Raw genomic sequence first — 10,961 nt, forward strand, 5'->3', positions numbered from 1 at the left:
CGACAGTCCGGCGTCGCCGCTCAGCCGGATCGAGCTGCACCAGACGCTCAGCTGAAGCCTCAAGGCTGACCGTCGCCAACACCAGGTCGTAGCTCACTGCGGCACTCCAAAGTCAGAGCGACGGAAAAGAGGAACAAGAGTCTTCCCCTTTTCACCAAGAACTCCCCCATTTTTCACAGCGACAGATGAAGCCGGAGTGCGGCGTCCAGACGAGTCATCAAGGTGGCAGGCACCTGACCTACTGAGGCCTTGCTCAACCGCGCAAAGCTAACCGTACGAATCTGCTCAGCCTGGGCTTTGCTGTCCTGCTCAAGGCCCGTCTCCTCTGCCAGAAGCAGCACCTGAAAGTCGTAAACGCGGGTGACGTTACTGGTCAGCGGCACGATGGTCACCGCGCCTGCACCGAGCCGGGCCACCGTGCGGTTGAGGCTGTCGGCACTGACGATGACCACCAGGCGGTGTTTGTTCGCTCCACCAGACCGGGCCGCACCAAGATCGGCGACATAAATGTCACCGCGCCGCATCGTGGCCCTCGAGTCCGTCGCTTACAGCCACGTCCCAGACTTCCGCTTCGCCACTCTCATCCCACTCGGTCAACGCCTGCGCGTACTGAGCTTCGAGGGATTGGTCACGCAGCAACATGATGGCCCGAGCCACCACTTCGGATTTGGAACGAACCTGATGGCTCTCCTGATACTGCACCAGAAAATCCAGCAGCGGCTGCTCCAAACTCACGCTGATCTTGCCTATCGTCATGAAGAAAGTTTAGCAGAAAGTAGGTAGGAAGATTGGTAGGAATTATTTTGGGTAGAAGCCCCAACTTTCCAGCACAAGCTCAATAAACGACATAAGTGGAATTATGTACGGAAATCTGATGACAACTTGATCGCGTTCATTGAGAGGCCGTCTTTCAAAGGGAAGGCCAATCAGAGCCACCGCCGAATGGGGAGAGCAAGCCAAATGTTGGAACGAGGCTGAGAGGTCAAAGAAATATTTACCTAGGTAAGTATTTATATAGTCAAATAGCAACTCCGTGCTGCCGTTCGGATTCTTCTCTTATTAATTCAGCGGCCACCGCCCGGAGGCTTCTCTGGATCCAACAGTTGAAGTGACTGTGCCACTCCTACCTCTTATAAATATTAAAATAGATAGGTAAATATAAATTTAGACAAATAGATATTTATTCTGTTACGATGTGTGAATGAAGACTATCGCTGTACTCTCCCTCAAAGGAGGAGTGGGCAAGACGACCACCAGCGTCTACCTCGCCGCCGTCGCTGTCGCCGCTGGCCATTCCGTGACCATCATCGATGCTGACAGCGAACACAGCGCCCACCGCTGGTCGTCACATGCCCAGTTGCCATTTGACGTGATCGAGGGCGATCCGGACCGACTCGCCCGTCAGGTCAGGGCGGCACAGGTGGGTAATCAGTTGGTCATCATCGACACGCCGCCCAACTCCAGGGAACTCTTACTGCGTGCGGCCAGTCTCGCAGACATTGCCCTTGTCCCTGTTGCCCCCACGGGTTTAGAAATCGACCGCTTGCGCCCAACCCTCGAGCTGCTCGCGGATATTCAGGCCCAGCGTGAAGCGCTTGACGTCGCTATCTTACTGACCCGCTACAACCCACGGCGGCGGCTTGCCAGGGAAGCCGAGGAGGCCCTCATTGGACTGCCTGTCCTGACCACCCGCATCCGGGAACTTGAGGCTTACAAGGCAGCGTTCGGTGCTGGACCCACGGACCTTGATGAATACGCTGCCGTATGGAAGGAGTTGATGGAATGACCAGCAAGAGACCCAAGCTCGGCGCAGTTTTTTCGGGCGATTCACCCCCCAGATCACCGACCGAACTTCCAGCCGCACGGACGGTTCTACCTACCGATGAATCCGCTACGTTGGAACGCGTTGTGCAGCTGAATGTAGCTGTTCCAGAATCTCTCCGTAGACAGGTGAAGATCAAAGCGCTCCAGAGCGGGAAGGACATGAATACCATCCTCCGGGAGATCCTCACGGCTTGGGTAGAGGAGTAAATAGATAGATATCTATCTATTCATATAGGTAGTATTGTCTTGTGACTTTTGCCGGTCATGCGCGGCAAAGACTTCCCGCATCTAGACCCACCCAACAGCGGTGCATCGACGAAATAAGCCCCCCGCTCATCAGATGGGCTGGAGTCGGCTACGTAGCTCGTTCAAATACTCTTGCATGCGCAGTTCCGCCATCGCTGCGGCGGCCTGGTCTCGCTCCTGCATGGCGTTTAGGACACCTGCACGGCAACGCTCCTCGACAAGAGCCAGCATTTCCTTCCCCAACGGTTTGAGCAAAAGCTTGAGAGAAGCTTTCACAGCCTCGTACTGCTCCTCTGGAGCCAAGGCGGCTACACGGGCACGCTCACGGGTAATTTCCTGATCGGCGAGTTCCTCAGCGCGCTGCAAGGCGGCGACGGCGCGCCGGGCTATCTCGACTGCAGGATTCCCCAGCTGTTCAGGCAGAACATACTTGCCATCATGGCGCAGGAAATCAACCACCAGACCCCCAGGGTTCCTGACGCGGCCCTCATGTTGCTTGTGGCGGACAAACGCGACGGCTGTCTCGACCCGGTCACCGTGCTCATTGACCAACACGGTGGCGGCTGTGCGGCTCACGCCAATACCGATGAGCAGTTCCATCAGGGCAGGATCCGGCGCGTTGTCCTCTGAGAAGGTGTAGTACAGGATTTGCTGTTTCCCACGGCCCTTGATGACCACGCCAGCAAGGTAGTTGATGGCAATCAATTCATCGTGGGCAGGCGTCAGAGCACGGCGGACCAATTCCGGGCGGTCTGTCTGAATTCCGCAGGCCAGTCGCCAGTCCACGAGCGGCACCTCGAGCAGCATGCGCCGCACGCCGCCACTGTCCACCCTGTGGGCTTCCAGAAGGCGGTAGAGCGCGCGGGCTGGCGGCTGTTCAAGTTGCACCAGTAAGCGTCCATCCAGGACCTGTGTGTGCTTTGCACGGATGCTGGCCGCCAGTTGCTCGCCCAGTTTGATGCTCAGGGTCGCCGCAGGATCCAGTCCTGGAAGCTGCTCAAGTTCACTGTCCATCTCGTGGTAACGAATGCGGTCGATATACCGAAGGGTATCTGAACTCCAGATCTGCCGGTCGCGCAATTGATCGTACCAGCCTTCACCGATGAGAAAACCGGTACTCCAGAGGCGCTTCAAGCTCTCCCGCACGCGCTGATACGTACGGCCGTTATCGGGAAGACCGGCCACACTCCGAAGTTCGTAGGCAGTGGTATGAAGCCAGTCATGTGCAGGGCAGCCTGCCCGGACGAACAAGGTTTGAGCAGCGAGGATGATATCCGTATCCACGCCGTGTGGACGCCCGTAAGGAGCTGCGCATTCCACACGGTATGGGCGGCCATCGATATTGAACTCAGCTTTCCAGGTCTTCAGGTCGTCGTCGACACGCGACTGGATACTGATGATTCCGAGCCGGGCAATGTTTCGCTCGTCGCGGCGCTCAGTATTGGGTTTGAAGGTTTCTGGGTCAGCCACGTCAGCTCCTGTTGTTGTTTTCTTGTAGTAATAATAAAGATAAAAAACAACAACAAGGCGAGGTGGGTTTTGTGTCCTGCACGGTACTTCTACTCAAAAACCACGCAAAGGTGTCGGGGATCTGCCCCTTAACCACGCAAAGGTGTCGGTACTTTTCACACTCAATCACGCAAAGGTGTCGGTACTGACTGGTGAAACAGAAAAAAGCACAGAAAACATCGACCAGCACGGCATAATTCCCTGAATCACGCAAAGGTGTCGGTACTCTGACTCTTGAAAATCACGCAAAGGTGTCGGTATCAGTTCGTCAAATCACGCAAAGGTGTCGGTACAAAAGATCAATTCAGCAAACCAATCAAATTCGTTGTCTGGGACGTTGAATTGCTCCGCACATTCAGACCGGGTAGAACAAATCACGCAAAGGTGTCGGACAGCAAAAGCCTGGATTGTCATCATCGGCAAGGTAAAAGTTATGCTGGTGATTGAGAGTGGCTATAGATGTCTGCTCTCTTTCCACACAAAGGTGCCGTGATTTATGACCACTGCTTGACGCCTCAACGGGCTACTGGGCAAACTCAGACAGAGTCGGATTGCTGCTGCCGCTGCTGAATGCTGCGCGGTCAAAGGAGCTGTTGCGGAGGGGTTTGGAAAACAGGGTCGTGGGCCGTACGGCCAGTAGGTAGCTGAATTCCAGCGGAGAGTGCCAGATTAGCCGGCATATGCAGCAGGGCAGGTGGTGCTCCCGCAGGTGCTGGTGATGGTTGCGGGCAGCCAGGATATCCCGGTCAACGGCTTTGCCGTTTTCTGTGTCACCTGCCGACTTGCGTTAGAAAAGTTGTGGAACACTTCCTTTCAGGCTGAAGCCGACTTCATCTAGATAGATCAACGTGGCCCCGTCCTCGACCTTTTTTTTCAACCTCTGGGCGCGTGGTCTGCACCCAGGTTTTCACGGCCTGCTCGTTCTGTTCCAACGCGCCTTTCTGAGGTCGCTGAAGAGAGAACCCCAGTTGATGGAGCAGTTTGCGAACGTGGTCAACGTGGTACCACACCCCAAGCTGACGACCAATGAGGTCACGGACACGGGGCGTCGTCCAAGTCTCATCTGGGAAGTGGTGAGTACGCGTAAGTTTCTTGTCTCCCATCCTTCCGGCACAGTCTTCACGTCGCTCATTGCCACGTGGCCTGTGTGGGCCAACGGGAGCAGAAGCTTGAGCGGGGGTGCGGGGCAGCAAAATGGGCCGAGATCATTCTTCGTCCTCAACAACGGCGTTCAGAATGTCCAGAACCTCAAACAGGGTTTCTTCTGGCACGGCCTCTATGATCTCGGCGTTGCGTACTTTCCAATCCACAGAACGGGTGTGATGCACCAGAATGACGCCGCTGATACTCAGGCCCGCTGGCAAGGGAACTTCAAATTCGTGACCCCTGACCCGGCTGGTAATCGGGGAAGCAAAAAGCAGATTGGTCGAGCGGTTGAATAGCGAAGGCGTAATGACCAGCGCGGGGCGGCGGCCTGCTTGCTCGTGTCCGGCCTGGGGGTTGAAATCCAACCAGATCAGGTCGCCTTTTTTGGGAACGGGAAGGCCCGGCGTCACCACACTTCTGAGCCTTGCGGCTCGCCCCAGTCCATTTCTCCGCCGATCAGCTCAGGCGTGACCCCGATCAGCAAATCAGCCAGCTTCCGTTGGTGACGCTTCGGGCGGCTGGGCACAATCAATAAACCTTGTTCTGTCAGCTCAAGCTTGACGTCGCTGCCGTCTTGAATATTGAGGGTGCTGGCGTAATCGCGGGGAATGCGAATGGCGAGGCTGTTGCCCCAGTTGCGAATGGTTCCTTTCATGACGCCTCCGTATACGCATCATGATACATCACGAACAGAGCAGAGTGGCAGCGGCGGGCACCTGTTCCCGGTCCACAAGCCCAACTTCGCCAGATACCCGCGCATCTTGTCCCGCGCCTGCGCCCACACCTACTCCAGCGCGTCCATGTCGGTTTGCAGGGCGGCCACATCTATTTCTTCTTGCTCAGTGCTGGTGTCCACGTAGCGCGGAATGTTGAGGTTGGAGTCGTTGGCGCTCAGCTCGCTCTGCGCCACCACACGAGCGTGTTTGTCCACGTCCTGCCGGGTGCGGTAGGTCTCCACGATGCGGGCCAAATCCCTCTCCCGCAAGTTGTTCTGGTTCTTGCCCGCCGCAAAACTCTTGCTGGCTGTCGATGAAGAGCACGTCGCTGCCAGCTTTACCCTTGCGGAACACCAGCAGCGCGGCGGGAATGTCGGTGCCGAAAAACAGATTGGTCGGCAGCCCGATTACCGCGTGGAGCAGGTTCTCTTCAATCAGTTGCGCCCGAATCTTGCCTTCCGCGCCGCTGCGAAACAGAACACCGTGCGGCACCACGACCACCATCCGCGAGCCGACCTCGGTCATGCTGGCGATCTTGTGGCTGATGAAGGCGTAATCGCCCTTGCCCTTGGGTAGAACTCCCCAGCATTCTTGCCCGCTCCGGCAGCGAACCGCGAGATCAGGTATTCGTAGGCGTTGCCGATGATGTCGAGGTTGCCGATTCGGCTAGGCCGCAGATCGAGCTTGGGGCTGTTGAAATCTTCGAGCAGCAGCTTGAGCTGAACATTGCGCTCCTTGGTCTGGCCCAGCGCCGCCTCACCGTTGAAGGTGACGTTGCGGAACACACCGGCCAGCTTGCCCTTGCTAACGTCTTCAATGGCGATGAGGGCCTGATCGATGATTTCTCCGATGTTGTCGGTGGTGCGCTGCCGGTACAGGTCGAGGAACAAGCTGCCGGGCGGCATCACGAAGCGGTCGCGCTCCAGGCAGCGTCGAATGCGCTCCTCGTCGTCTCTGAATTGCTCTTTCAGCATGTCGTAATGGTTCTGCCACACGTCGCTGATGTATTTCACAAAGAGCGATCGACAGCAGGTAATTCCTGTACTTGTTGGGGTCGACCGTGTCCCGGAAGGTGTCGCAAGCTTTTCAAAGGATGGTGTTGATTTCGCCCTGATCGATCTTGCTGGGCGCAGCGAAAAGGGGAAAAGGTTCAGATTGGGTCATGTCTGCCCAGTTTAGAGAAGCTGACGGAAGTTGGGCTGCTGAAGGTAGGTTGCCAGAAAGTTGTATCACCTCGCACCAACGGGTTTTGCCGCTGTGAGTGGGCTGCTAAAGGGCGAACCAAGCCGCTTGTCTGAGTGAAAATCATCTGGATAGGATCGGTAACTCTGAGAGGATACGATTCTGTGGCTTCACATTTTCACGGAAAGAGTCGGGGCGCAGACCCCCGGTTTGTGGGCCACTTCAGTAGTCGGTAGTATTAGCTCCTGGCACAAACCATCCATAACGGCCCTGAATGGCCCCTTCACGCCTCGACAAGCGCTAATTGGCATTTCCTTACACAACAGGATTCGAGAAGCTTCACAGCGGCCTAATATAGCCCAATCCTCGTCTGCCGCTCCACACTTAGAATTTTGTCGAGCGCCAAACGGTTGAGGCAAAAACATCCAGGTGATTCTCCCCAGACTCCTAAAACCAATTTCTGAATTTTCCTCCTGCTGATTTGATGATCTTTAGTGCTTTAAAAAAAGAAAAAGAATGATGAAAATCATCATCAGAGAGCCGAGCTGGTGACGTGCTGGCGCAGCTTTTTCGTTGCAACCCCTCAGAAACTACGGGAAAAAGGCCACTCAACCCCTCAGAAACTACGGGAGGAAAACCCCCTAATCCCTCAGAACATACGGGAAAGAGAGGATCAGTTCCCCTCAGAACATACGGGTGGACAAACGACTGCTTTCTGGAAACCCCTCAGAACATACGGGAGCTTGAAGGCTTTTTTGGTGCAAACCCCTCAGAAACTACGGGTCATAGTGTGGGGACTTAAAAATGCCGACTGAGACGGCATTTTTACTTGAAACCCCTCAGAAACTACGGGTTAGTCCTTTTCCGATTCCCCTCGGAAACTACGGGAAGATTTTAGGTGCTTTTGCACCTCTTCGACTACGAGTTGGATGGCGGGTGCTCCTCCACTCGCTGCCTTGGTCGCGTGTTTGACCACTTCCCTGGCATCAAGCTGGCCACTCAGCACTGCCTCAGGGAGATGACCGCGCTCACTAAGGGTCAACCGCTTCACGATGCCCAGCAAAGTCAGTTGCCGCAGAGTCCAGTCCGCAAGCATCTGCCCCTCTAGAGCGGCCATCCGCGCCTCTTCTTGTGTGTCCTGTGCTTCTAAGTCTTGCTGCTCACGCCGCTTGGTCTGCCGTTGAGGGGGCGGGCTACCTGGAGTCGAGGGTGCAGCAGGGGAAAGACCCAGCGCTGGAGTGGCAAAGTCTTCCGGTCGCTGGACCATTGCCACCATCAGGCCGCCACGGCTGACCACCGGACGCCCACTGACCTTCAGATACTGGTCAAACCGCCGCGACGCTTCTTCAATGCGTTCTGGGAAGACCGTGGAGAGCCGCACCGCCACCCCATGCTTGACGCCCCGCGCACTGAGCATGGCTGCCAGTTCTGGGTGACTTCCTACCGGCGTTTGACCGAAAACATAACGCACCTGCTTGTCGCGTCCACGTCCCGTAATTTGGATCTCGGTCACGTAATCGCGCCGGAGCAGCTCGTTGTGGGCCGGGGTCAAGGTTCGCACCAGATTATCCGGGCGGTCACTCACGAGGCCGAGGCGGGTACTCCAAGCCATGAGCGGAAGGCTGATCTCCGGTACGAGGCCATCACTGGTCCGCTCATCAAAATGCAGCGCGTCCAGTTGTCGGTAGAGGGCGCGGACCAGTGGCTGACTGAGCGAGCGGTAAAAATCCAGATCCAGTGGCTTGATATACCCCGCCCGCAGACTTTCCATGATTTGGAGGGGCAAGCTGCACCGTGACCAAGCTGGTGCCCTGAACGCCACTGCGGGAGCGGACGTAAGCCAGGTAGTTGACCTGCGCGAAGGACTGCGTTGTCCACTGCTGAGAGCCATGAGCATACCAACCTTCTTCAACGGTGTAAGACGCTTTGTTGAGGCGGATCATGCTCTCTTCCAGGGCGCGGTAATACTGGGCTGAATCTGAAAAACCCGATGCTTTTAGCAGTGCGTAAGCGGAAACGCTGAAAGGGGTATCTGGCAGGCCAGCTTCAAAACACAGATTGATAAGTCCGACCATGAAGTCGTTGTCAAGTCCGTGCGGAACCACCTGATCCACCGGAACAGTGCAGGTGATGATGACGGGCCGACCGTCTGGGGTCAAGGCCTGCTTTTGCCAACGGTGGAGATCAGAGGGGACAGTTTTCTGCCCGCTCATCAGGGCCAACCGGCCCAAATTGAGTTCGTCGTAGCCGCTGGTCACTTCCGGCACCGGGAGTACAGAAGAACGGCGCGACTTGCGCTCAGTCATAGGGGCATTGTACCCGGATCTTCTACGGGGCTCGTCGGTTCTGGATTGAGCGGGCAGTGTCCCGACAACGTCAGCACACTCCCCGCCGGATACCACACCGCACTGGCTGGCAAGATGGCCGCCGGAAACGGGCGCGGGTCATGCGCTCCGCTCCCCGCCTTCAAGCCAAACCCGCTGAGAAAAAACGGAACGTCCCGAAACCGCGAATCGCTTCTGTGCTCTGATCAGTGTCGCCTGCGGTGGGGTCGAGATCCGGCTGCGGACGTTGGATTTCCCAGAGGTTCACGGCATCCTGCACCGCCAGGCGTTTGAAGAGCCACTGCGGTGTGCGGTCCCAGCGGCGGGTGGGATTCGTGCGGGTATCGGCGAAGCCGCGCTCGATGAGTCTGGCCAGCTTTAACTGGATAGTCTTTTCGTTGTGGAGACCCAGCAGCTCTGTGGTCCAGCCACCAGCGTTCATACGGACCCACAGTCCTTCGTCAGCGTTAGAGTCAGCGTCGGCGTTACCCTGCCGTGCAGACTTATTTTTCCCCGTTTCTGCTCGCGCCCCTTAGTTTTGTAGGCGTACCAACGCTCCAAAGCGTTGAGCAGGTGCGCTTCGCAGGCGTCGTTTTCGCACACTCCGCCCCTAACGGAGCTGAATGTCCGCCCACCTATGATTGGACAAGTCACGCTCCACTACGCTTGAACCATGAAAGGTCTTGCTCTGGCTGCCGCGCTATGTTCAAGCATGGCCCTCTCCGCTCCCATACTGGAATTTAACGCCAACACGCCCTCCTGGTCCGTCCTGAACGACACCGTGATGGGCGGGGTCTCCAGCAGCCAGGTGCAGATTAAAGATGGAGTCCTTGAGTTCACGGGTCAGGTGCGCCTGGAAAACAACGGCGGATTTGCAGGCGTCCGGTCCAGTCCGGGCCGGTTTGACCTGAGTGGATTCTCGGCCCTGAGACTGCGGGTCAAGGGCGACGGAAAGCGGTATCTGTTCCAGCTCGGGACCAACGCCCGCAACGGCGTGACGTACCGCGCCGAATTTGACACGGTTGCTGGTCAATGGACCATTGTGACCATTCCACTCGCTGCTCTACGCCCTACCCGTTTCGGTCAGCGACTGGCCGGACCCGCGCTTGATCCCAGCAATGTCGTTTTCTTCGGGTTCATGATCGCCAACAGCCGCGCCGAACAGTTCGCGCTTGAGGTGGACTGGATTGAGGGCCAGTAATATTTGTGGTGTGACCCCCAAATCTCGGTTCAAAAAAGTTGCGAACTCAGTGGCAAAACTGGAGAAGCAATGAAAGGGAAACGGTACACCGAATCATCGTGAACGGACGCCCATGAGGACGCCACTCCTCACAGCAGATGCTAGACGTTTTGGGTCAGGTTGAGGCGGGTCAACCGATTGGCGAGGTTGCCAGGACAGCGGATGTCGTAGTAACGACGATCCACCGTTGGAAGGCCCACTACGGCGAGATGACCAAGGACGAAACCAAACGGTTTCGTTTACTGGAGGAAGAAAACCGCCGACTGGAGAGGCTTGTGGCTGATCTGTCGCTCGACAATTTGGTCCTCAAAGAGGTGGTCGCAAAAAAGTGGTGAACCCTGAAGCCACGCTGCAGTCCCAAGCGCCGATCAAGCGCCAGGTGGTGGGCTTCATCCGCCAACAGTTCAAGCTCACCGAACTTCGGGCGTGCCGGGTACTCAGGTTCTGGCGCTCAACTCAACGGCTTTACAGAAACGGCTCTGGGGAGGAAAAAGATCTGGCTCTAGGCTTGGCGTTGATCAGCGCGTAAACATTTTGGGAGAAGGTTTTCCGGCAGTAGATCAGTGGCGCGGATGAACGGAGGGTCGGCGGTCGGGGACTTGATTTCTTGGGCGATGGTCATGGTGATACTCGTCTGTGATACAAGGCTTCGGAAGCGGGGCAAGAATGAGCTGTCCCTGTGGGGACAGCACTGCGTAGGTGGAAGAAGCGTGGCCGATTTTCAGAATGAGACGACGCGCACGCGAGGCTTAGAATCCTGACTGATTTTCTCGG

Annotated in this window: 12 protein-coding genes and 3 pseudogenes; 3 read left to right on the forward strand and 12 right to left on the reverse strand. The window is 56.6% G+C overall.

The window, feature by feature from the left end; translation table 11 throughout:
* Nucleotides 1-173 precede the first annotated feature (173 nt).
* Nucleotides 174-524, reverse strand: a complete 351-nt coding sequence (locus FNU79_RS18120; protein ID WP_143722205.1) for a type II toxin-antitoxin system PemK/MazF family toxin — start codon at nt 522-524, stop codon at nt 174-176.
* Nucleotides 511-756 (reverse strand): antitoxin, encoded by a 246-nt coding sequence (locus FNU79_RS18125; protein WP_185974728.1) that lies wholly within the window; start codon nt 754-756, stop codon nt 511-513. Before FNU79_RS18125 ends, FNU79_RS18120 begins: the two co-directional genes overlap by 14 nt.
* Before the next feature lie 445 nt (nt 757-1,201).
* Here FNU79_RS18125 and FNU79_RS18130 point away from each other — a divergent pair, with 445 nt between their 5' ends.
* Nucleotides 1,202-1,786, forward strand: a complete 585-nt coding sequence (locus tag FNU79_RS18130; protein ID WP_143722206.1) for a ParA family protein — start codon at nt 1,202-1,204, stop codon at nt 1,784-1,786.
* A gap of 374 nt (nt 1,787-2,160) precedes the next feature.
* Here the strand turns inward: FNU79_RS18130 and FNU79_RS18135 are convergent, their stop codons facing one another.
* The 10 genes and pseudogenes from FNU79_RS18135 to FNU79_RS18165 form a co-directional block, all read right to left on the reverse strand.
* Entirely contained in the window at nt 2,161-3,540 is a 1,380-nt protein-coding gene (locus FNU79_RS18135; protein WP_143722207.1) for a replication initiator protein A, read from the reverse strand.
* A gap of 841 nt (nt 3,541-4,381) precedes the next feature.
* Nucleotides 4,382-4,649 (reverse strand): annotated as a pseudogene (locus tag FNU79_RS19340) (winged helix-turn-helix domain-containing protein); the annotation flags it as partial.
* Between the two features lie 135 nt (nt 4,650-4,784).
* A complete protein-coding gene (locus tag FNU79_RS18140; protein ID WP_143722208.1) occupies nt 4,785-5,135 on the reverse strand; it encodes a type II toxin-antitoxin system PemK/MazF family toxin in 351 nt (116 codons plus the stop codon).
* Entirely contained in the window at nt 5,132-5,380 is a 249-nt protein-coding gene (locus tag FNU79_RS18145) for an AbrB/MazE/SpoVT family DNA-binding domain-containing protein (RefSeq protein WP_143722209.1), read from the reverse strand. The genes FNU79_RS18140 and FNU79_RS18145 overlap by 4 nt, the downstream gene beginning before the upstream one ends.
* Before the next feature lie 129 nt (nt 5,381-5,509).
* Complete coding sequence (locus FNU79_RS19700) at nt 5,510-5,695, reverse strand: SAM-dependent methyltransferase (protein WP_263862381.1); 186 nt, start codon at nt 5,693-5,695, stop codon at nt 5,510-5,512.
* Between the two features lie 97 nt (nt 5,696-5,792).
* Nucleotides 5,793-5,966: pseudogene (locus FNU79_RS19705) on the reverse strand (N-6 DNA methylase); the annotation flags it as partial.
* A complete protein-coding gene (locus tag FNU79_RS19565) occupies nt 5,963-6,415 on the reverse strand; it encodes a type I restriction-modification system subunit M N-terminal domain-containing protein (RefSeq protein WP_263862382.1) in 453 nt (150 codons plus the stop codon). The gene FNU79_RS19565 and the pseudogene FNU79_RS19705, both read right to left, overlap by 4 nt.
* Before the next feature lie 1,061 nt (nt 6,416-7,476).
* Nucleotides 7,477-8,235: a hypothetical protein gene (locus FNU79_RS18155; RefSeq protein ID WP_143722210.1), complete on the reverse strand. Its 759-nt coding sequence runs from the start codon at nt 8,233-8,235 to the stop codon at nt 7,477-7,479.
* 46 nt (nt 8,236-8,281) lie between these two features.
* The gene (locus FNU79_RS18160; protein WP_143722211.1) at nt 8,282-8,929 is read right to left on the reverse strand and encodes a replication initiator protein A; all 648 of its coding nucleotides are present in this window, start codon (nt 8,927-8,929) and stop codon (nt 8,282-8,284) included.
* A 160-nt stretch (nt 8,930-9,089) separates the two neighbouring features.
* Nucleotides 9,090-9,389, reverse strand: coding sequence for a hypothetical protein (locus tag FNU79_RS18165; protein ID WP_143722212.1), 300 nt, complete (start codon nt 9,387-9,389; stop codon nt 9,090-9,092).
* 231 nt (nt 9,390-9,620) lie between these two features.
* Here FNU79_RS18165 and FNU79_RS18170 point away from each other — a divergent pair, with 231 nt between their 5' ends.
* Both FNU79_RS18170 and FNU79_RS18175 read left to right on the forward strand, forming a co-directional pair.
* Complete coding sequence (locus FNU79_RS18170; RefSeq protein ID WP_143722213.1) at nt 9,621-10,148, forward strand: CIA30 family protein; 528 nt, start codon at nt 9,621-9,623, stop codon at nt 10,146-10,148.
* Nucleotides 10,149-10,279: 131 nt separating this feature from the next.
* A pseudogene (locus FNU79_RS18175) lies at nt 10,280-10,522 on the forward strand (transposase); the annotation flags it as partial.
* Between the last annotated feature and the right edge of the window lie 439 nt (nt 10,523-10,961).

Source organism: Deinococcus detaillensis, assembly GCF_007280555.1.
GTDB lineage: Bacteria > Deinococcota > Deinococci > Deinococcales > Deinococcaceae > Deinococcus > Deinococcus detaillensis.